Raw genomic sequence first — 21,746 nt, forward strand, 5'->3', positions numbered from 1 at the left:
AAGGACAGGCGGATGCCGGAGAAGAAGCGCAGGGTACTGCTCAAGCTGTCAGGTGAGGCGTTCGGAGGCGGCCAGTTGGGCGTCAACCCCGACGTGGTCGGGTCGATCGCCCGCGAGATCGCTGAGGCGACCGCCGAGGTCGAGGTCGCAGTGGTCGTCGGAGGCGGCAACTTCTTCCGCGGAGCCGAGCTCAGCCAGCGCGGCATGGACCGCGGCCGAGCCGACTACATGGGCATGCTCGGAACGGTCATGAACGCCCTGGCGCTCCAGGACTTCCTGGAACAGGCCGGCGCCGCCACGCGCGTGCAGTCCGCCATCGCCATGACGCAGGTCGCCGAGCCCTACATCCCGCTCCGCGCCGAGCGACACCTCGAGAAGGGTCGCGTCGTCATCTTCGGAGCGGGCGCCGGACTCCCGTACTTCTCGACCGACACCGTCTCCGCACAGCGCGCGCTCGAGATCGGAGCCGTCGAGGTCCTCGTCGCGAAGAACGGTGTCGACGGCGTCTACACCGCCGACCCCCGCGTCGACCCGACGGCGACGAAGATCGACACCATCTCCTATCAGGAGGCGCTCCAGCGCGGCCTCAAGGTCGTCGACTCGACGGCCTTCAGCCTCTGCATGGACAACGGCATGCCGATGCGCGTCTTCGGCATGGAGCCGGCCGGCAACGTCACGGCGGCCATCCGCGGTGCGGCGATCGGCACCCTCGTCACCTCCGCTTAGGCGGCAGGGCGGCCAGGCCGAGCGCCGCCGCCCGACTAGACTGAACCCAGTAATGCAATCAAAGGAGTGCTCGTGATCGCGGATGTCCTCTCGGATGTTGGTACCCGGATGTCGAAGGCCGTCGAGGCCGCGAAGGATGACTTCGCCACGGTGCGTACGGGTCGCGCCAACCCCCAGTTGTTCCAGAAGGTCCTGGTGAGCTACTACGGCACGCCGACGCCGCTGGCGCAGCTCGCCTCCCTGCAGAACCAGGAAGCGCGCACGATCGTCGTGACGCCCTACGACAAGTCCGCACTGCGCGACATCGAGCAGGCGATCCGCGACATCCCGAACCTCGGCGCCAACCCGACGAACGACGGCACCGTCATCCGGGTCACCATGCCGGAGCTGACCGCTGAGCGTCGCAAGGAATACGTCAAGATCGTCCGCGGCAAGGGTGAAGACGCGAAGGTGTCGATCCGCAACATCCGTCGCAAGGGCAAGGACGACCTCGAGGCGCTCAAGAGCGAGGTCGGCGATGACGACGTCGCACGCGGCGAGAAGGAGCTCGAGGCCGTCACGAAGTCGCACATCGACGCCGTCGACGCCGCGCTGAAGGCCAAGGAGACCGAGCTGCTCTCCATCTGAGCCGCTGTCCCACCGCTGATTCCGTTCGCCGACCGGTCCCTCGACCGACGGCACGCCCGCTGGAGGTACCTGTGGAAGACGATGTCGCTCCCGGGCGATCGAGCGATCCGTCGAAGCCCGAACCCGGCCGGTCCGGCAAGTCGGGCTCGCAGGAGTTGCGATCCCAGCTGAAGGACCGCCGCGCGAAGTTCGAGCGGCAGGTCGACGCCAAACGCGCCGACATCGAACGGCAGGTCCAGGCGACGAAGGCGCAGTTCGACGCGACGAACGAACGCATCGAGGCGCGCGTCGGCCGCAACCTCGTGAACGCCATCCTCATCGGGGTGGCCGCGGGCGGCATCATGCTCGTGAGTCTGATCATCTTCAAGGTGATCTTCGTCGTCCTGGCCTCGGCGGTGGTGGCCTTCGCCACGCTGGAGCTGCGGAAGGCCCTCGAGCAGACCGGGCGCCGGGTGCCGGCGATCCCGACCGTCATCTCGGCCGTCGCGATGCAGCCGGCGGCGTTCTTCCTCCACGACGTCTGGCGTTGGTCCGTCGTCCTGCTCGGCATCCTGCTCGTCATCGTCTGGCGCGTGGCCGAGCAGGCCATCGCTTCGAAGCGGACCGACCTTCCCACGCTCGTCCGCGACCTCGCGTCCGGGACGTTCATCCAGGTCTACGTCCCCTTCCTCGCCTCCTTCGCCGTGTTCCTGGTCGCCCAGCCCGAGGGCGAATGGTGGACGCTGGCGTTCCTGATCCTCGTGATCTGCGTCGACGTCGGCGCTTATGTGAGCGGCCTGTCGTTCGGCAAGCACAAGATGGCGCCGGTGATCAGCCCGAACAAGACCTGGGAGGGCTTCGCCGGGGCGGGGGCCGTCTCGGTCGTGGCCGGCGTGCTGCTCGCGATCCTCATGCTCGGTGTTCCGTGGTGGGTCGGTGTCCTGCTCGGTCTGCTGCTCCTCGGCAGTGCCACGGTCGGCGACCTCGCGGAGTCGCTCATCAAGCGCGACATCGGCGTGAAGGACATGAGCTCGTGGCTTCCCGGGCACGGGGGATTCCTCGACCGCCTGGACTCGATCCTGCCGTCGGCGGTCGTCGCCTACGTGGTCTACCTCCTGTTCGGCGGACTCGCGGTCTGAGTCCCGGCTCGGTCCGATTTCGCCCGATCAGCCCCTCATGGGGGAGAATGGTCCGGTGAGCACGATCTTCCCCACCGCAAAACGTTCGAAGCGTGGCTACGATCCGGCCGAGGTCGACGAGTTCCTCGACCGCGCTCGCGCCGCCTACGGGCAGGTTGCCGACGCCGACGCCGATGCGATCCTGAGCGCGGAGGACATCCGGCACGTGGCGTTCCGGCTCGTCCGGGGTGGCTACAGCACCGAGCATGTCGACGCGGCGCTCGAGCGACTCGAGGACGCCTTCTCGCTCCGCGAGCGGGAGCGGTCGGTCGAGGAGCGCGGCGCCAAGGAGTGGCTGCGCGACGCCCGCGGCACCGCGCAGGTCATCCTCAACCGGCTGACGAGGCCGGAGGGCCAGCGGTTCCAGCGCGTGAGCCTGCTCGCCCGCGGCTACAGCCGGAAGGACGTGGACGCCCTCGCGGATCGCCTCGTCGCCTACTTCCACGACGGGACGCCGCTCAACGTCGACCGCGTCCGCACGGCCGTGTTCCGCAACGAATGGGCCGGTTACCGCGAGTCCCAGGTCGACGCACTGCTCGACAGCGTCGTGGACGTCATGCTGGCGGTTCGCTGAGCGTCGGGCGACCAGGTGGCCTGATCAGGCATTCTCGGCTACCATCGATGCATCGTGCCTCAAGACTCAACTGACGTGACCCCGTGGAAACCATCAGCCCAGCCGAACACCGGTAAGGCTGTTCAGCCCTACCGTCGGCCGCGCTCTCGCGGCAAGAAGGTCCTCGGGATCTTCGCGGCGACGGCTGCGTTCGGCTTCGTCGCCGTGACGATGGTCGACCCGACCTCGAGCGTCGTGGCATCCTCCTATGCGGAGAAGCAGGCGCAGTTCGGTGGCAACGCCGCGCAGTCCGTCGTCGCAAGCTCGAACTACCAGTACACCTTCGCCCGCGACAGCTACGAGGTCGTCGCTCCGCCCCCGCCGCCTCCCGTGGCGACGCCGGCCGCGACCGGCGGCGGTTCCTCGTCCACGGGCAGCGCTCCCGCGGCAGGCACGCCCGACCCGGGTACGGCTCAGGCCATCGCCTACGACATGGTCATGGCCAACGGCTGGGGCGAGGGCGAGTACAGCTGTCTCGTCTCCCTGTGGAACCGTGAGTCGGGTTGGAACGTGTACGCCTACAACGCCAGCTCCGGCGCCACGGGCATCCCGCAGGCGCTTCCCGGCTCCAAGATGGCCTCGGCCGGAGCCGACTGGGCGACCAACCCCGCGACGCAGATCACCTGGGGTCTCGGATACATCACGAGTCGGTACAGCACGCCGTGTGGCGCGTGGGCCCACTCGGAGTCCAACGGCTGGTACTGACCGGAACCGCCTCCCGACACGGTCGTGGAGGCTGAGCCTAGACTTGACCCATGCCCCGACACCATCGCCACCGGCCACGGCCCGGCGACGACGAGGGTAACGGTCTCGAACGGCTGATGGCGGGGTGGAAACGCACCGAGGACCATCGAGACGGATCCTGGTTCGTCCAGCCCGTCAGCGGTTCCAGTGCGCAGAAGACCTATGTGTGTCCTGGATGCGGACAGTCCATCCCGCCCGGCACCGCCCATGTGGTGACGTGGCGCGCTGACGGGGTCCTGGGCGACCAGGCCGACATCGCTGCCCGGCGGCACTGGCACTCCCACTGCTGGCGGATCCGGTGAACGCCCGCACGCCGCGAAACGACCCGACCACACTGCCCCGGAGGACTGACTCATGACCGACACCATCGAGATCCGTGGTGGCGCCGAGCTCCCCGCCGTCCGCGAGGAGATCGAGCTGCACACGGCCGACGGCCTGACCCTCGTCGGTGAGCTCGCGGTGCCGGCCGACGGCGAGGTCGTCGCGACCCTGGTGACGCTCCACCCGCTGCCGACCGCCGGCGGGTTCATGGACTCCCATGTGCTCCGCAAGGCCGCGGCGCGCCTGCCTGCGCTCGCGGGGATCGCCGTGCTCCGCTTCAACACCCGCGGCACCTCGTCTCCTCGAGGGACGAGCGACGGCGCGTTCGACGGCGGCGTCGGCGAGCGGGCCGATGTCGAGGCCGCGCTGGCGTTCGTGGCCGAGCGCGGGCTTCCGCATCCGTGGATCGTCGGATGGTCGTTCGGGACCGAGCTGGCCTTGAAGTACGGGCGCGACCCGGCCGTCGACGGCGTGATCCTCCTCTCTCCGCCGCTGCACCGCACGACGGAGGACGAGCTCCGGGCCTGGGCCGGCGACGACCGGCCGATGGTCGTCCTCGTGCCCGAGTTCGACGACTACCTCCGACCAGCGGAAGCGGCGGAACGGTTCGGCGTGCTCCCCGGTGCCACCCTCGTCCCGGTGGACGGTGCCAAGCACCTGTGGGTGGGGGAGAGCCAGACCCGACGCGTGCTCACCGAGATCGTCGCTGCAGTGCGTCCCGAGGCGCTGCCGCTCCCGACCCACTGGCCGGCCCCTGGCCTCCCAGCGGCCGTCTAGCCGCCTCCCAGTCATTTCCGATAGCCTGAACCACCTGCGTCTCCTGCCGGCCCGACCCGCCGGATCCCGTCGGACGCAGGATCACCCGCGTCGCTCCGACGCCAGAGGAGAGTAATCCGTGCGTTTCGTTCTCGCCATCGCCGCGTTCGTCGTGGCAGCCGTCATGATCGTGACGGGAATCGCGCAACGGACCGTGTTCCTCTCGCCCGGCACCTTCAGCCTGTCCACGACGGTCGACAGCGGTGACCGGTTCATCGTCATCCCCGGGAGCGTGCTGCAGTCGCAGCCGGGAGCGCAGTCCATCGTGGCGGGCGCGGGCGGCGACACGCAGGTGTTCATGAGCTACGGGCGCTCCGAAGACATCACGGCCTGGCTCGGCGACGAGCCGTACAGCCGCGTCGGCGTCAACAGTGCCGGCACCGCCCTGACGACCACGACCGTCACCGCCGAGGCGGACGCCACCGACGACGACGGGGCGACCCCGAGTCCCGAGCCGTCGGCGACGCCGGCCCCCGAGGCCACCGACGACACCACCACCTCCGAGAAGGGCCCGGACCCGCGCGGATCCGACCTCTGGCTCGGTGAGTACGACGAAGCGGGCGCGGTCATCGCGACGATGAACCTGCCGAAGGACATCGACGTGCTCATCGCGACCGACGGCTCGGCCGCTGCTCCGGATTCCCTCCGCCTCTCCTGGCCACTCGACAACGCCACACCGTGGGCCGGTCCGCTGATCGCCGGTGGCATCCTCGTGCTCCTCGCCGGCATCGTGCTCTACCTCTCTGGGATCCAGCGCATGCGTCGCTCGCGAGGCCCGCGTCGCAAGGGTCCCGGACAAGGACAGAAGGGCATCACGAAGATGTCGAGACAACCGAAGCCGCGCCGCCCCCGTGAACTCGGGGCCGGCAAGACGAAGCGCTCCCCGCTCCGCCGCTCCCTCGTCGTGGGCGTCCCGCTCGTCCTCATCGGCACGCTCGGCCTGAGCGGCTGCTCCCAGGACTACTGGCCGACCATCGGAGCGTCGTCACCGACGCCCACCGTCACCGCGACGGACCTGCCGGCCGACAGCCAGGACCAGGACTTCGCGGCGCCCGTCGTCACCGTGCCACAGGTCGAACGGATCGTGTCGCGGATCTCGACGGCGGCGTCCGAGGCCGACGCTGCGCTCGACGGCACCGCTGCGGCCGTCCGATTCTCCGGGCCGGCGCTCGAGGAGCGCACCGCGAACTACGCCCTCCGCTCGAAGGTGGCCGACGCCGCCGGAGCGACCCCCATCCCCGCCTCGCCCGTCACGCTCACCCTGCCTCAGGCGACGGACGCCTGGCCACGGACGGTCATGACCGCGATCCAGGACAAGGCCGACGAGACGGTGTCGCCGACGGTCCTCGTGATGACCCAGCAGGACCCGCGGTCGAACTACCAGGTCGTCTACGCGGAGAAGCTCCTCGAGGGCGCCCGACTCGAGAACGTCGCGCCCGCGACCATCGGTGCCGCGAGCGTCCCGCCGGACTCCAAGCTGCTCGTCATGCCGCCGGAGGAGATCGCCGCGGCGTACGCCGACATCATCACGAACGGCGATGCGAGCACCTTCGCCGGCCTGTTCAACGCCGATGGCGACGTCTTCCGCACGCAGGTCGCCGCGGACCGCGCCACGAAGGCCGCGAGCCTCCCCACCACGGCGAGTATCGCCTTCTCGGCGGCCGCCGGTACCGGCCCGAACGTCGCGCTGGCGACCAACGACTCCGGTGCGATCGTCGCCGTCAACGTGCAGGAGGGGGAGGTGGTATCCGTCGTCACAGCCGGTGCTACCGTGAAACCTTCGGGTGCGGTCGCCGCTCTCTCCGGGATCACCGAGAGCGCGAAGGGGACGCAGGCCACCTACGGCGACCAGCTCCTGTTCTACGTGCCAGCCGTCAACTCCGGAGAGAAGATCACCTTGCTCGGATTCACCCAGACCCTCATCGCCGCATCGGAGCTCCCGTGAGTGCCGCGGAGCCGAGCGCAGCACACCTGCGCGGCGCCGTTGACCTCTCCGGCCTCGCGCGTCGCCACCAGACGCCGCCTGCTGCCACACCGAACCAACCGGGCGCACCTGCGGAGACTCCCGGTGCGACGACCGGCCAGACCGTGCAGGTCCCGTCACTGGTCTTCGACGCGACGGACGACGGGTTCGGTCAGGTCGTCGAGCTGTCCTCCGTGGTGCCCGTCGTCATCGACCTCTGGGCCGAATGGTGCGGACCGTGCAAGCAGCTCTCGCCGGTGCTCGAGCGCCTCGCCGCCGAATACGCGGGTCGCTTCGTGCTCGCCAAGGTGGACGTCGACGCGAACCCGCAGCTCTCCCAGGCCTTCCAGGCGCAGTCGATCCCGATGGTCGTCGCCGTCGTGGGCGGACGCCCGGTGCCGATGTTCAACGGCGCGATCCCGGAGTCGCAGGTGCGCGATGTCATCGAGCAGCTGCTGCAGCTGGCCGAGCAGAACGGGGTCTCCGGTCGGGCCGTCGTCGCCGATGGCGACGCCGCAGCTCCCGCCGAGCCCGTGGAGGAGCCGCTGCCGCCCCTCCACGCCGAGGCCTACGAGGCCATCGAGCGCGCCGACTACCCGACGGCCATCGCCGCGTACGAGAAGGCCATCGCGCAGAACCCGAAGGACGACATGGCTGTGGCCGGCCTCGCCCAGGTCCGTCTGCTGCACCGCCTCACGGGGAAGACCCTCGATGAGATCCGCGGACGAGCGGCCGCCGCTCCCGACGATCTCGACGCCCAGCTGACCGTCGCCGACCTCGACCTCTCCGGAGGGCACCTCGAGGACGCCTTCGACCGTCTGCTGACGCTGTTCCCCGACCTCGACCAGTCGGGCAAGGACACCGTCCGGACGCGCCTGCTCGAGCTGTTCCAGGTCGCCGGCGTCACCGATCCGCGCGTCATGAAGGCCAGGGCCCGGTTGACCGGCCTGCTCTACTGACCGACCGATGCACGACGAAGGCCCGCCTCCNTCATGCCGAGCGGAGGGAGCGTGAGCTCGGCGGAAGCCGGGCGTCCCGCCCACGGTGACGCCGACGCCTCGATCGATCCGTAGTTGCCCACGCCGGATCCGCCGTACTCCACGGCGTCGGTGTTGAGCAGTTCCTCCCACCGACCCGCGCGGGGCAGACCGACCCGGTACGGGCCGACGGGGGCGCCGGAGAAGTTGACGAGCGCGGCGATCACGTTGCCGTCGTCGTCCCAGCGCAGGAAGGAGAGCACGCTGTTCTGCGCGTCCCCGGCATCGAGCCATTCGAAGCCGGCGGCGTCGTGGTCGAGGGCCCAGAGGGCCGGGTGCTCCGTGTACACGGCGTTGAGTCGGGACACGAGGCCGAGCAGTGCCCGGTGGCTCGGCTGGTCCAGGATCCACCAGTCCAGCCCGCGTTCCTCCGACCATTCGGAGGGCTGACCGAACTCCTGGCCCATGAAGAGCAACTGCTTGCCGGGGTGGGCCCACATGAAGGCGAGGTAGGCCCGCATGTTCGCGAGTTGCTGCCAGTGGTCCCCGGGCATCTTCGCGAGGAGGGACCCCTTGCCGTGGACGACCTCGTCGTGGCTGATCGGCAGGAGGAAGCTCTCGCTGAAGGCGTAGACCATCGAGAAGGTGATCTCGCCGTGGTGGTGTGACCGGTAGAGCGGGTCGTGTTCGATGTACTGGAGCGAATCGTGCATCCAGCCCATGTTCCACTTGAGGCCGAACCCGAGTCCATCCTCGCTCGTCGGGGCGGTGACGCCGGGCCAACTCGTCGACTCCTCGGCGATCATCACGATGCCGGGGTTCCGTCGATAGGCCGTCGCGTTCGCCTCCTGGAGGAGACTGATCGCTTCGAGGTTCTCGCGCCCGCCGTGGACGTTCGGCAGCCACTCGCCGTCCTTCCGCGAGTAGTCGAGGTACAGCATCGAGGCGACGGCGTCGACGCGCAGGCCGTCGACGTGGAACTCCTCGAGCCAGTAGAGGGCGTTGGCCACCAGGAAGTTCTTGACCTGGGGCTGCCCGAAGTCGAAGACGAGGGTGCCCCAGTCCGGCTGTTCGCCGCGTCGCGGGTCGGGGTGCTCGTAGAGGGGCTGACCGTCGAAGTTCGCGAGGGCCCACTCGTCCTTGGGGAAGTGGCCGGGCACCCAGTCCATGAGGACGCCGATCCCCGCGCCGTGGAGACGGTCGATCAGGTACTTGAGGTCGTCGCTCGAACCGAAGCGGCTCGTCGGCGCGTAGTAGCCGGTGACCTGGTAGCCCCAGGAGCCGCCGAAGGGGTGCTCGGCGAGTGGCATGAACTCGACGTGCGTGTAGCCGAGCTCAGCGATGTACTCGATGAGCTGGTCCGCGAGGTCCCGGTAGCCGAGCCCGGGACGCCAGGAGCCGACGTGCAGCTCGTAGACGCTCATGGGTCCGTTGTGCGGATCGCTCGCGGCCCGCCGATCGAGCCACGCCTCGTCGGTCCAGCGGTAGTCGCTGACACCGGTCACGGATGCGGTGGCGGGGGAGCGCTCGGTGAACCGGGCCATCGGGTCGGACCGACGGACCCAGTCGCCGTGCTGGGTCAGGATCTCGAAGCGGTACAGCTCGCCGGCGCCGACGGTGGGGATGAACAGCTCCCAGACACCCGTCGCACCCATGTTGCGCATGGCGTGTGCCGTGCCGTCCCAGGAGTTGAGGTCGCCGATGACCCGGACCGCACGTGCGTGAGGTGCCCAGACGGCGAACGCGGTGCCGGCGACCGACTCGGTGACCCCACGCAGCTCGGTGACGTGTGCGCCCAGGGCGTCCCAGAGCCGTTCGTGGCGACCCTCGCCGATGAGGTGCAGGTCGAGTTCACCGATCGACGGCGCGAACCGGTACGGGTCGTCGGCGTTCCAGATCGACCCGTCGCTGTAGCGGGCGTCGAGCGTGTAGTCGATGATGCCGTCGACGTGGAAGCCCTGCCAGATGCCGGCGCGGACGTGCGCGAGCTCGACGCGCGCACCGTTGGCGAGCACCGCCGTGACCTGCTCGGCCAGCGGGCGTCTGGCGCGGACGACCACGAGGGGGTCGCTCACTCCGCCGAGGTCGACCAGGTGCTGGCCGAGGATCTCGTGCGGATCGTGGTAGCGGCCCTCCGCGACGGCGTCGAGGATCCAGTCCTCGACGGAGGGGAGCGGGAGCTCCCGGGGCGCCGGTGTGGCGTCGACCGGCATCGGTGCGGCTCGACGGCCGGAGCGCTTCGGTGCAGCGGCTCCGTCTGGGGTCACAGGGCTGGTCGTCATGGTCGGATCCTCACGCTCAGGATGTGCACGGGCTCGGTGAAGGCGTCGAGGCGCACGAAGTTGCTGTCGGACCAGATCCACTCGGCTCCCGTGACGAGGTCCGTGACGTCGAAGCTGCCGCCCGGGACACCACCGAACACGGTCTGGTCGAGGTGCACCATGGTCTGTCGGACCGAGTGCGGATCGAGGTTGGCGACGACGAGCAGGGTGTCGTGCTCACCGGTGCCGGTGAACCGCTGGTCGAGATGCTTGCTGAAGACGAGGATCTGGTCGTCGTCGCTCCAGTGGAAGCTGATGTTGCGCAACTGCCGGAGGGCGGGATGCGCACGCCGGATCTGGTTGAGCAGGGTGAGGTACGGCGACAGCGATGTGCCGGCGGCCTCCGCAGCGGCCCAGTCCCGCGGACGGTACTCGAACTTCTCGCTGTCGATGTTCTCCTCGGCTCCGGGACGGGCGACGTTCTCGATGAGCTCGTACCCGGCGTAGACCCCCCACGTCGGCGCGGCGGTCGCGGCGATCGCCGCACGCACCTTGTACGCCGCCCGGCCACCGAACTGGAGGTATTCGGTGAGGATGTCCGGCGTGTTGACGAACAGGTTGGGCCGGAGGAAGTCGGCGGTCTCGGTCGCTGCCGCGCCGAGGAACTCCTCGAGCTCCTCCTTCGTGTTGCGCCAGGTGAAGTAGGTGTAGCTCTGCTGGAACCCGACCTTCGCCAGACCCTGCAGCAGGGCCGGACGGGTGAAGGCCTCCGCGAGGAACACGACGTCGGGGTCCGTCCGGTTGACGGTCGCGAGCAACCACTCCCAGAAGTCGAGCGGCTTGGTGTGGGGGTTGTCGACGCGGAAGATTCGGACACCGAGCGAGATCCAGTGCCGGATGATGCGCAGCACCTCGGCCCGGATGCCCTCGGGGTCGTTGTCGAAGTTGACCGGGTAGATGTCCTGGTACTTCTTGGGCGGGTTCTCGGCGTACGCGATCGTGCCGTCGGGGAGGGTCGTGAACCACTCGGGGTGCTCGGTCACCCAGGGGTGGTCCGGCGACGCCTGCAGGGCGAGATCGAGCGCGACCTCCAGGCCGGCCTTCTTCGCCTGGCGGACGAAGGCGACGAAGTCCTTCTCCGTGCCGAGGTCGGGATGGATCGCGTCATGACCGCCCGCGGCACCACCGATCGCCCAGGGGGAGCCCGGGTCGTGCTCGCCGGGCGTGAGGGTGTTGTTCGGTCCCTTGCGGAACGTCACGCCGATGGGGTGGATGGGCGGCAGGTAGAGGACGTCGAACCCCATCGCGGCGACGGCCGGCAACCGACCGGCTGCGCTGCGGAAGGTGCCCGACGTCCAGGAGCCGTCCGGGTTCCGCTCGGCACCCTCCGACCGCGGGAAGAACTCGTACCAGGAACCGACGCCGGCCCGGGTGCGCTCGACGCGGACCACGCGCTCGTCGCTCGTGCTCGCGAGACCGGCGAACGGCCGACGGTCGGCGATGGCCAGGAGTTCTGGATCGTCGAGCACCGCGAACCGGGCTTCCGGCTCGGCGTCGGTGTCGCGGAGGAGCTTGGCGGCGGCGGTGAGGAAGCGGCGGTCCTTCGCCGGGCGGAGCTTGTCCGTCGCGGCGCGCTCGAGGAGTTCCGCGCCGATGAGGTACATGAGCTCGACGTCGACGCCGGCCTCGATCTTGACCCGGGCGTTGTGCTCCCAGGTCGAGAACTCGTCGGCGAAGGCGCGGACCTGGTACCGCCAGGTGCCCTCCGTCGTGAGTTGGACCTCGACCTCGAAGCGGTCCGTGCCCGGGGCGCCCGGAGCCATCCGATGTGCGACCGTCTTCCCGCGCGGATCGGTGAGCAGGAGCTCGACACCGATGAGGTCGTGTCCTTCGCGGAACGCGGTCGCACCGAACGGCACCACCTCGCCAGCGAACGCCTTGGCCGGCCAGCGGCCACCTTCGACCGAGGGGGTCGGATTAAGGATCGGGATGCGCCCGATGCTCGGGGACAGCGCGAGCGACACCGGTACGGCGTCGTCGACGGTGGAGGACTGCGGTACTGACTTCGGCATAGTGCGTTCCATCTCCTTCGGTGCCACTGGTCCGACCGTACCGCGAAACGACCACCGATGAAGGGGCGCGCGGGGTGTCGCGCGTCATGCTAAGGCCTCGGGCGCGGCCGTGTCCCGGGTGGCCGCCCGATGAGCGTTCGGGTGCGTTCCGCGGTTGCCATAGAGTGAGCGCGTGAAGGCTATCCGCAGGTTTACCGTCCGCGCGCTCATCCCCGAGTCCCTGACCTCGCTCACCGCCCTCGCTGCGAATCTGCGGTGGTCGTGGCACGAGCCGACGCAGCGCCTGTTCGACGAGATCGCGCCGGACGTCTGGCGCGAGTCCGACCACGATCCGATCAGCGGCCTCGGACTCGTGACGCCGGAGCGATTGGCGGAACTCGCCTCCGACGCGGACTTCGTCGGCCGGGCCGACGCCTTGCACGCCGACCTCCGCCGATACCTGGAGGAGCCGCGGTGGTACCAGGGCCTCCCGGACCCGAAACCGCAGACGATCGCCTACTTCTCGCCCGAATTCGGTATCGCCGCGGCCCTGCCGCAGTATTCGGGCGGCCTCGGCATCCTCGCCGGCGACCACCTGAAGAGCGCGTCCGACCTGGGGGTGCCGCTCGTCGGCGTGGGTCTCCTCTACCGCTCCGGATACTTCGCGCAGTCGATCACGAACGACGGCTGGCAGCAGGAGTCCTATCCCGTGCAGGACCCCGACGGACTCCCGGTCACGGTGCTCCGGGAACCGGACGGGACACCGGTCACCGTCACTCTGGCGCTCCCCGACGACCGGAGCCTGTCGGCACGGGTCTGGATCGCCGAGGTCGGTCGGGTGCCACTGCTGCTGCTCGACACGGACATCCCCGAGAACGTCGCCGACCTGCGCGGGGTGACGGACCGGTTGTACGGCGGTGGCGGCGAGCATCGACTGCTGCAGGAACTCCTCCTCGGCATCGGCGGCGTCCGAGCGATCAAGCAGTGGAGCGAGCTCACCGACCACGCGTTGCCGCAGGTCTACCACTCCAACGAAGGCCACGCCGGTTTCCTGGGGCTCGAGCGGATCAGCGACCTCGTCGGCAACGGACTCTCCTTCGACGAGGCGCTGCAGCTCGTGCGGGGCGGGACCGTCTTCACGACGCACACCCCCGTTCCGGCCGGGATCGACCGGTTCGACCGCGAGGTGATCACGCGCTACTTCAGCGGTGACCTGCTCCCGGGCGTCGCCGCACCGGACGTCCTCGCACTCGGCGACGAGACGGCGAACGGCGGCTCGGCCGACGTGTTCAACCTGGCGATCATGGGCCTGCGTCTGGCGCAGCGCGCGAACGGCGTCAGTCGGTTGCACGGCGAGGTGAGCCGCGCGATGTTCCGAGGCCTCTGGCCCGGCTTCGACGTCTCGGACGTGCCGATCACGTCGATCACGAACGGTGTCCACGCCCCGAGCTGGACCGATCCGTCGCTCGTCGACCTCGCCGTGGACCGGTGGGGGACGACCGATACGAGTCGAGCGGACTGGTCCGATCCGTCGCTCTCGGACGCAGAGCTCTGGTCGCGGAAGCACGGGATGCGGGAGCGCCTCGTCGCCGACGTGCGGCGTCGGATCGCCGACGGGTATCGGAGCCAGAACCCGCAGGCGGTGCTCCCGTCCTGGATCGACGAACTGCTCGACCCCGAGGTGTTGACGATCGGGTTCGCCCGGCGCGTGCCGAGCTACAAGCGGCTCACCCTCATGCTGCGCGATCCCGATCGACTGCGCGCGATCCTGCTCCACCCCGAACGGCCCGTCCAGATCGTCGTCGCGGGCAAGGCGCACCCGGCGGACGACGACGGCAAGCGGCTCATCCAGCGCCTCGTGCAGTTCGCCCAGGATCCCGAACTCCGATCGCGCATCGTCTTCCTGCCCGACTACGGCATCGGGATGGCCAAGACGCTCTACCCCGGCTGTGACGTGTGGTTGAACAACCCGTTGCGTCCCCTCGAGGCCTGCGGGACTTCCGGCATGAAGGCCGCGCTCAACGGTGCCCTGAACCTGTCGATCCTCGACGGATGGTGGAACGATTACGCGGACGGCGAGAACGGTTGGGTCATCCCGTCGGCGGACGGCGCGGCGGACGACGATGAACGCGACGCCCTCGAGGCCACGGCGCTGTACGAGATCCTCGAGCACCAGCTGGTGCCACGGTTCTACGAGCGCGGGGACGACGGTCTGCCGCAGCGTTGGATGCAGATGGTGCGACACACGATCTCGACGCTGTCCGAACCACTCAGCGCCGACCGCATGGTCCGCGAGTACACCGAGCGCATGTACCTCCCGGCGGCGGCGATGGAGCGCGAGCTGAACGCGTCCGATCAGCAGCGGGCGCGCGAGCTGGCGGCCTACAAGCAGCGGGTCCGCGAGGCCTGGCCGCAGCTGGCGGTCGCCCATGTCGAGAGCGGCGGCGTCGACGCGGTCCCGCAGGTCGGTGACGTGCTGCGGCTGCGCGCCTACGTCCAGCTGGGGTCGCTGTCACCCGAGGACGTGACCGTCGAGGTGGTCTGCGGGGTACCCGGTGCCGGGGGAGAACTGCTCGACATCCGGACGCAGCCGCTCGAGCAACAGCAGTCCCCGTCGACGAGTCGGCCGGAGCACACGCTCGAGTACGCCGGGACGCTTCCCCTCGATCGGGCCGGCGGGTTCGGGTACACGGTGCGCATCGTGCCGAGACACGAGCTGCTCCTCACCCCCGCGGAACTCGGGCTCGTCGCCGTGGCGGACCAGTAGGGCGATCTCCTCCGACGCGCCGGTGCGTCCCTCGGTCCGGTGCGTCGAGGGATCCGACTATCGGGCGATCCGCGCGACGACGGCGGAGACGGCCGTTCCGAGGTCGGACGGGGCGAGTTCGAGGTCGAACCCGCGCCGACCACCTGAGACCAACACCGTCTCGTGCTCGAACGCGCTCTCGTCGAGCACCGTCGGGAGCGCGGTGCGCTGCCCGATCGGGCTGATGCCGCCGACCACGTAGCCCGTCTTCCGCTCGGCGACGGTGGGGTCCGCCATCGTCGCCCGCTTCCCGCCGAGGGCCGTCGCGAGCGCCTTGAGGTCGAGTTGGTCGGTGACCGGGACGATCGCGACGACGAGCGACCCGTCCACCTCCACCAGCAGGGTCTTGAACACCCTGGGCGGGTCGACCCCGAGCGCCGTGGCGGCTTCGAGACCGAAGGCCGTCACCGACGGGTCGTGGTGGTAGGACCGCGGGGTGAAGGGGATGCCCAGCGAGGTCAACGTCACCGTCGCCGGGGTGCCGCCACCCTCGGCCCTGCGCTTCGCCATCGTCAGACGGCTCGGAAGAGCTGCATCGACGTGGCCGAGACCGGGACCGTCTGGCCGGGGACGAACTGCTCCTCCTCGGACGTCGGTGCGTCGTCCGCGGAGTTCCAGATGCGCACGAACGCGGTCACGCCCTCGTGCTCGGGCAGGGTGACCTCGACCGGCTGCTCGACGCCGTGCACGATGAGCAGCACGCGGTCGAGCTCCTCGGACTCCGGCGTGCTCGTCGAGAAGAACTGCAACGTCCGGTTCCGCGGGCTCGTCCAGTCCTCGGTGCTCATGGTCGCGCCCGAGGCGTCGAACCAGTCCATGACGCTCGCGCCGGGCACCGTCGTCCCGGCGGCGGCGAAGTGCTCCGGTCGGAGGGCGGGGTGTTCGCGCCGGAGTTCGAGAAGCCGGCGGCTGTGCGCGAGCAACTGGTCCTGCCAGGGCTCCCTCGTCCATCCGACCCAGGTCAGCTCGGAGTCGTGACAGTAGGCGTTGTTGTTGCCACGCTGACTCCGCCCGAACTCGTCGCCCGCGGTGAGCATCGGGACACCCGCCGACAGCAGGAGCGTGCCGAGCAGGTTCCGCATCGCCTTGCGACGAGCGGCGAGGATCGCGGGGTCGTCCGTCGGGCCCTCGGCACCGTGGTTGAAGGAACGGTTGTTGTCCGTCCCGTCGCGGTTGGACTCGCCGTTCCCGACGTTGTGCTTGACGTCGTACGAGACGAGGTCGGCCAGGGTGAACCCGTCGTGGGCCGTGATGAAGTTGACGGAGGCCAGCGGACCGCGCTCAGCGGAGAAGGTGTTGCTCGATCCGGCCAGACGGGTCGCGAACCCACCGATCCCGACCGGGGCGTCCGCCCGTCTCGCGTAGTCGATGTCGGAGAGCCAGAAGTTGCGGACGCGATCCCGGTACCGGTCGTTCCACTCGTGCCAACCGGCGGGGAAGTTCCCCGTCTGCCAGCCGCCCATCCCGACGTCCCAGGGCTCGGCGATCATCTTCGCGTCGACGAGCGACGGGTCGTGGACGATCGCCTCGAGCAGGGGGTGGTCAGGCGTGAACTCGACCGCCTCGTTCCGACCGAGCGTCGCAGCGAGGTCGAACCGGAAGCCGTCGATCTGCACTTCGTTAGCCCAGTACCGCAACGAGTCGAGCACGAGCTGTTGGGGGACCGGGTGGCCGAAGTCCACGGTGTTGCCGCAGCCCGTCACGTCGATGTAGGCGCCGGTGGCGTCCTGACGGTAGTAGGTCGCGTTGTCGATGCCGCGGAAGCTCGTGCGGGGGCCGCCGGGCCCCTCTTCGGCGGTGTGGTTGTAGACGACGTCGAGGATGACCTCGAGGCCGGCCTCGTGCAGCAGCTTCACCATGCCCTTGAACTCGCGGAGGACCTCGTCCGCACCACCCGCCTGCGCCGTCTTCGTCGCGTAGGAGGCGTGTGGACTGAAGAAGTTCAGGGTGTTGTAGCCCCAGTAGTTGACGAGGCCCTGCTTGATGAGACGCTGCTCCGAGGTGAACGCGTGCACCGGCAGCAGTTCGACGCTCGTCACCCCGAGATCGTGCAGATGCGCGATCATCGCGGGGTGGGCGAGGCCCGCGTACGTGCCCCGCAGCTCCTCCGGCACGTCGGGGTGCAGCTTGCTCAGCCCCTTGACGTGCGCCTCGTACACGACGGTCCGGTCGAGCGGGACACGGGGTTTCTGCACGCCGCCCCAGTCGAACGCGTCGTCGACGACGACGGAACGCCACTGCTCTGCCGACACCCGGGCGAGCCCGCGGGCGTAGGGGTCGAGCAGCAGCAGGCTCGGGTCGAAGGCGTTGTTCGGCGAGGACGGCCCGGAGGCGCGGACCGCATAGCGTCGGCCGAGCACCAGCTCCTCGGAACTCCCACTCCAGACCCCGTCGTCGTCGCGGGTCATCTCGACCGAGTGGGTGATCCAGTTCAGATCCTTGTCGTCGAAGATCACGAGTTCGAGGGCATCCGCGTGCTCGGACCACACACGGAGCTCACCACCGGACGGGCCGAGGCGGACGCCGAGATCGTGGAGGGGGTCACCAGCGTTCATGGGTTCTACAGTAGTGAGTGCGGGAGTGCGCGAAGATCCGCGGACACCGCGGTGAGGGGAGGAGCGGCATGGTGGTGTACCTGGACCACGCCGCGACGACCCCGGTGCGCTCCGAGGTGATCGAGGCCTACGCGTCCGCGATGGCGACCGTCGGCAACCCGGCCTCCATCCACGGCCCCGGGCAGCAGGCCCGCCGCCTCCTCGAAGAGGCACGTGAGCGGGTCGCCGCGACCCTCGGGTGCGACCCCATCGAACTCGTCTTCACCTCCGGCGGCACCGAATCCATCAACCTCGCCCTCAAGGGGCTCTACTGGCACCGCCAGCAGGATCGACGCCGCGCCGCCGTGCTCGCACCCGCGGGGGAGCACCACGCCACGCTCGACACCGTCGAATGGCTCGAGCGCCACGAGGGTGCATCCCCGCTCTGGATCCCGCTCGACGACCTCGGCCGGGTCTCACTCGACACGGCGGCCGAGCACTTCGCCGACCACGGCCCCGACATCGCCGTGGCGACGGCGCTCTGGGCGAACAACGAGGTCGGCACCATCCAGCCCGTCGTCCGGCTGGCGGCGATCGCCGCAGCGGCCGAGGTGCCGTTCCACCTGGACGCGGTCTCGGCCTACGGACACCTCCCCATCGACCTCGCCGACCTTCGCGCCGCATCCGGATCGGTCGGTGCCAGTGGTCTCGTCGCGCTCAGCGTCTCCGCGCACAAGATCGGTGGTCCCGTGGGGATCGGAGCCCTGGTCGTGAGCCGCGCAGCCGTGGTGGAGCCATTGCAGCACGGTGGCGGACAGCAGCGCGGACTCCGCTCCGGCACGCAGGACGTCGCAGCAGCCGTCGGGTTCGCCGTCGCCGCGGAGCTCATGGCGCTCGAGCGGACCGCGGAGCAGGAGCGTCTCAGCGCCTTGCGCGACCGACTCGTGGCCGGCGTGCGGGCGACCGTTCCGGAGGCCGAGCTGACGGGTGATCCCAGCGAGCGACTCGCGTCGAACGCGAACTTCGTGTTCCCCGGCGCACAGGGGGACTCGATGCTCTTCCTCCTCGACCTCGCAGGGGTGGCGGTCTCGACGGGGTCCGCCTGCCAGGCCGGCGTCCCGGAACCGTCGCATGTCCTGCTCGCGATGGGACGCCCGGAGACGGAGGCCCGATCGGTCCTCCGGATCACGCTGGGTCGGACGACGACCGAGACGGACGTGGACGACTTCCTCCAGGCGTTGCCGCGCGCGTACGCACAGGCGAGTCGGGCCGGTTCCGCCGACCGCGACACGGCGCTGGGCGCTCGTCCCTGAGCAGCCGTCCCGTCACCGCTTGCGGGTGGCCGTCCAGCGGCTGGCGCGTAGACTTGCCCGGTGAAAGTTCTGGCAGCGATGAGTGGCGGAGTCGACTCCGCCGTGGCAGCGGCGCGCGCCGTCGACGCAGGCCATGAGGTGGTCGGCGTCCACCTGGCGCTCAGCCGGATGCCGGGCACGCTCCGCACCGGCAGTCGCGGGTGCTGCACCATCGAGGACTCGATGGACGCCCAGCGTGCGGCGAACCTGATCGGCATCCCGTACTACGTGTGGGACTTCTCGGAGCGCTTCAAGCTCGACGTGGTGGACGACTTCATCGCCGAGTACCGCGCCGGCCGGACCCCGAACCCGTGCATGCGTTGCAACGAGAAGATCAAGTTCGCGGCGTTGCTCGAGAAGGCGCTCGACCTCGGGTTCGACGCGGTCGTGACCGGTCACTACGCCACGATCGTCACGAGCCCCGAGGGCGATCGTGAGCTGCACCGCGCGAGTGCCTGGGCCAAGGACCAGTCGTACGTCCTGGGCGTGCTCACCGCCGAACAGCTCGCGCACTCGATGTTCCCGCTCGGGGCGACACCGTCGAAGGCCGAGGTCCGTGCCGAGGCCGCGGAGCGCGGCTTCACGGTGGCGAACAAGCCCGACAGCCACGACATCTGCTTCATCCCCGACGGCGACACGAAGGGCTGGCTGGGGGAGCGGGTCGGCACCGAGACCGGCCAGGTCCTCGACCGAGACGGAGCCGTCGTCGGTTCGCACGAGGGTGCCCACGCCTTCACCGTCGGCCAGCGCAAGGGCCTGCACCTCGGCGTGCCGGCGCCGGATGGACGTCCGCGCTTCGTCCTCGAGGTGCGGCCGAAGGACAACACGGTCGTCGTCGGGCCGAAGGAGGCGCTCGCCATCGGCGAGATCGCCGGTTCGCGCTTCACCTGGGCTGGCAGGGCTCCGGAGGTCGGTGTCGCACCGATCCCGTGCGATGTCCAGATCCGTGCGCACGCCGACCCGGTCCCCGCCGCACTGACGCTCGTCGACGGCGAGCTCGTCGTCCACCCGGAGACACCGCTGGACGGCGTCGCTCCCGGACAGACCGCCGTGCTGTACAGCGGGACGCGCGTCCTCGGCCAGTTCACGATCGACCGCACCGTCAGTGCGGTGCCCGTCGGAGCCGCCGCCTCCGCCTGAGGACGCCGCAACGACGGAACGCCCGACGAGCCGGCAGGCTCGTCGGGCGTTCCGCGTCGGTCGTCAGGATCGGGTCTGTGCGCCCGCCTTGGACTTCTTGGGCTTCTTGACGAAGAGCGTCTCCGCCTCCTCGAGCGTCAGGCCGTTCGTCTCGGGGATCTTCGCGAGGACGAAGACGAACGAGAGGAGCGCGAACAGCGCGTACATGCCGTAGGTCACCGGCAGGGAGAACGCGGCGAGGGCCGGGAAGCTGACCGTGATGAGGAAGTTCGCGATCCACTGCGCCATCGCCGCGACACCGAGTGCCTTCGCGCGCAGGCGGTTCGGGAAGATCTCGCCGAGGAGCACCCAGACGAGCGGTCCCCACGACGCGCCGAACGCGACGACGAACACGTTGGCGGCCACGAGGGCGATCGTGCCCCACGGCTGGGGCAGCGAGACCTCGCCGGCGCTGTCGGTGATCGACTGCGTGAACGCGATCGCCATCGCGCCGAGCGAGACCGTCATACCGATGGAACCCGCGAGGAGGATCGGCCGTCGACCGATCCGGTCCACGAGCAGGATGGCGACGACGGTGACCGCGACGTTCGTCACCGAGGTGATGACCGAGATGAGGAGCGAGTCGGACTCCTGGAACCCGACGGCCTTCCACAGCGTCGTCGAGTAGTAGAAGATCACGTTGATGCCGACGAACTGCTGGAAGATCGACAGGATGATGCCGATCCAGACGATCGGCAGGAGCCCGAAGCGTCCGCCCCAGAGGGTCGCCTTCTTCTGCTGCTCATCGTCCTTGACCGCCTGCTCGGCGAGCTTGACGGCGCGATCCACCTCTTCCTGCGGCCAGACGGTCGCGAAGATCCGACGGGCCTCGTCCGACTTGCCCTTGCGGACGAGGAACCGGGGCGACTCGGGGAGCCGCATCGCGAGCACGCCGTAGACCACGGCCGGGAGCGCGCAGGCGATGAACATCCAGCGCCAGGCCTCGACGCCGAACCACAGCGGGTTCGAGGCGCCGCCGGCGGCGCCCGCCAGGACGGAGTCGGACAGGAGCGCGGCGAAGATGCCGAGCGTGATGGCGAGCTGCTGCAGCGAGGCGAGACGACCTCGGATGGCGCTCGGCGCGATCTCGGCGATATACGCCGGAGCCACGACCGAGGCGATGCCGATACCGAGTCCGCCGACGATGCGCCAGATGACGAGGTCCCAGGGGGAGAAGGCGAAGCCGGCTCCGAAGGAGGAGATGAAGAACAGACCGGCACCGAGCAGCATCGTGAAGATGCGGCCGCGGCTGTCTGCGATCCGGCCCGCGAGGTAGGCGCCGAGCGCGCAACCGAGCAGCGCTGACGCGACCGCGAAGCCGATGAGTGCCTCGCTGAGCGCGAAGTGGTCCTGCATCGCGTCGACCGCGCCGTTCACCACGGAGGAGTCGAACCCGAAGAGGAAGCCACCGACCGCGGCCGAGACGGAGATGCCGATGACGCGCGCGGTCAGCTGCTTGCTGGTAGGAGCCGCCCCCGTTCCCGGACTGCTGGACTGGGACATGGTTCCTCCGATTCCGCGCGCATGGTTCCTGCGGCACTGCGACACCATACTCCTCGATGAGACCCATCCCGACCCCGTTGCGCACATCCGGGAGGACGTGCCGGGTGTCAAGCGCC

The 21,746-nt window shown here is 69.5% G+C and carries 16 protein-coding genes and 1 pseudogene; 12 read left to right on the forward strand and 5 right to left on the reverse strand.

Annotated elements, in window-relative coordinates:
- Window positions 1–12: 12 nt before the first annotated feature.
- The 9 genes from pyrH to IFR14_RS09375 all read left to right on the forward strand — a co-directional run bounded on the left by pyrH (window position 13) and on the right by IFR14_RS09375 (window position 7,926).
- Window positions 13–726 carry a UMP kinase gene (gene pyrH, locus IFR14_RS09340; RefSeq protein WP_056006822.1) on the forward strand — a complete coding sequence of 238 codons (714 nt, stop codon included), beginning with the start codon at window positions 13–15 and terminating at the stop codon, window positions 724–726.
- Between the two features lie 72 nt (window positions 727–798).
- Entirely contained in the window at window positions 799–1,353 is a 555-nt protein-coding gene (frr, locus tag IFR14_RS09345; protein ID WP_064295107.1) for a ribosome recycling factor, read from the forward strand.
- A 71-nt stretch (window positions 1,354–1,424) separates the two neighbouring features.
- Complete coding sequence (locus tag IFR14_RS09350) at window positions 1,425–2,471, forward strand: phosphatidate cytidylyltransferase (RefSeq protein ID WP_342365672.1); 1,047 nt, start codon at window positions 1,425–1,427, stop codon at window positions 2,469–2,471.
- Window positions 2,472–2,526: 55 nt separating this feature from the next.
- Window positions 2,527–3,084 carry a DivIVA domain-containing protein gene (locus tag IFR14_RS09355; protein ID WP_342365673.1) on the forward strand — a complete coding sequence of 186 codons (558 nt, stop codon included), beginning with the start codon at window positions 2,527–2,529 and terminating at the stop codon, window positions 3,082–3,084.
- A 75-nt stretch (window positions 3,085–3,159) separates the two neighbouring features.
- The gene (locus IFR14_RS09360) at window positions 3,160–3,828 is read left to right on the forward strand and encodes an aggregation-promoting factor C-terminal-like domain-containing protein (protein WP_079705666.1); all 669 of its coding nucleotides are present in this window, start codon (window positions 3,160–3,162) and stop codon (window positions 3,826–3,828) included.
- A gap of 50 nt (window positions 3,829–3,878) precedes the next feature.
- Entirely contained in the window at window positions 3,879–4,169 is a 291-nt protein-coding gene (locus tag IFR14_RS20865) for a hypothetical protein (RefSeq protein ID WP_071260877.1), read from the forward strand.
- Window positions 4,170–4,221: 52 nt separating this feature from the next.
- A complete protein-coding gene (locus IFR14_RS09365) occupies window positions 4,222–4,965 on the forward strand; it encodes an alpha/beta hydrolase (protein ID WP_191940890.1) in 744 nt (247 codons plus the stop codon).
- A gap of 118 nt (window positions 4,966–5,083) precedes the next feature.
- Window positions 5,084–6,949, forward strand: a complete 1,866-nt coding sequence (locus IFR14_RS09370; RefSeq protein ID WP_191940891.1) for a hypothetical protein — start codon at window positions 5,084–5,086, stop codon at window positions 6,947–6,949.
- Window positions 6,946–7,926, forward strand: coding sequence for a tetratricopeptide repeat protein (locus tag IFR14_RS09375; protein ID WP_137241858.1), 981 nt, complete (start codon window positions 6,946–6,948; stop codon window positions 7,924–7,926). Before IFR14_RS09370 ends, IFR14_RS09375 begins: the two co-directional genes overlap by 4 nt.
- A 31-nt stretch (window positions 7,927–7,957) precedes the next feature.
- Here the strand turns inward: IFR14_RS09375 and glgB are convergent.
- Window positions 7,958–10,157, reverse strand: a pseudogene (glgB, locus tag IFR14_RS09380) (1,4-alpha-glucan branching protein GlgB); the annotation flags it as partial.
- Between the two features lie 65 nt (window positions 10,158–10,222).
- On the reverse strand, window positions 10,223–12,277 hold the full coding sequence (locus IFR14_RS09385) for an alpha-1,4-glucan--maltose-1-phosphate maltosyltransferase (protein ID WP_191940892.1): 2,055 nt from the start codon (window positions 12,275–12,277) through the stop codon (window positions 10,223–10,225).
- Window positions 12,278–12,449: 172 nt separating this feature from the next.
- Here IFR14_RS09385 and glgP point away from each other — a divergent pair, with 172 nt between their 5' ends.
- On the forward strand, window positions 12,450–15,023 hold the full coding sequence (gene glgP / locus IFR14_RS09390; RefSeq protein ID WP_191940893.1) for an alpha-glucan family phosphorylase: 2,574 nt from the start codon (window positions 12,450–12,452) through the stop codon (window positions 15,021–15,023).
- Between the two features lie 57 nt (window positions 15,024–15,080).
- Here glgP and ybaK read toward each other — a convergent pair whose 3' ends face one another.
- Complete coding sequence (ybaK, locus tag IFR14_RS09395; protein ID WP_191940894.1) at window positions 15,081–15,572, reverse strand: Cys-tRNA(Pro) deacylase; 492 nt, start codon at window positions 15,570–15,572, stop codon at window positions 15,081–15,083.
- Window positions 15,573–15,574: 2 nt separating this feature from the next.
- Window positions 15,575–17,617: a glycogen debranching protein GlgX gene (gene glgX / locus IFR14_RS09400; RefSeq protein WP_191940895.1), complete on the reverse strand. Its 2,043-nt coding sequence runs from the start codon at window positions 17,615–17,617 to the stop codon at window positions 15,575–15,577.
- Window positions 17,618–17,685: 68 nt separating this feature from the next.
- Between glgX and IFR14_RS09405 the strand changes: the two genes are divergently transcribed.
- Window positions 17,686–18,909: a cysteine desulfurase family protein gene (locus IFR14_RS09405; protein WP_191940896.1), complete on the forward strand. Its 1,224-nt coding sequence runs from the start codon at window positions 17,686–17,688 to the stop codon at window positions 18,907–18,909.
- Between the two features lie 60 nt (window positions 18,910–18,969).
- Complete coding sequence (gene mnmA / locus IFR14_RS09410) at window positions 18,970–20,088, forward strand: tRNA 2-thiouridine(34) synthase MnmA (protein WP_229938575.1); 1,119 nt, start codon at window positions 18,970–18,972, stop codon at window positions 20,086–20,088.
- Window positions 20,089–20,151: 63 nt separating this feature from the next.
- Here mnmA and IFR14_RS09415 read toward each other — a convergent pair whose 3' ends face one another.
- The gene (locus IFR14_RS09415; protein WP_191940897.1) at window positions 20,152–21,630 is read right to left on the reverse strand and encodes a sugar porter family MFS transporter; all 1,479 of its coding nucleotides are present in this window, start codon (window positions 21,628–21,630) and stop codon (window positions 20,152–20,154) included.
- Window positions 21,631–21,746: the final 116 nt, after the last annotated feature.

Source organism: Plantibacter sp. CFBP 8775, assembly GCF_014839505.1.
GTDB classification, from domain to species: domain Bacteria; phylum Actinomycetota; class Actinomycetes; order Actinomycetales; family Microbacteriaceae; genus Plantibacter; species Plantibacter auratus.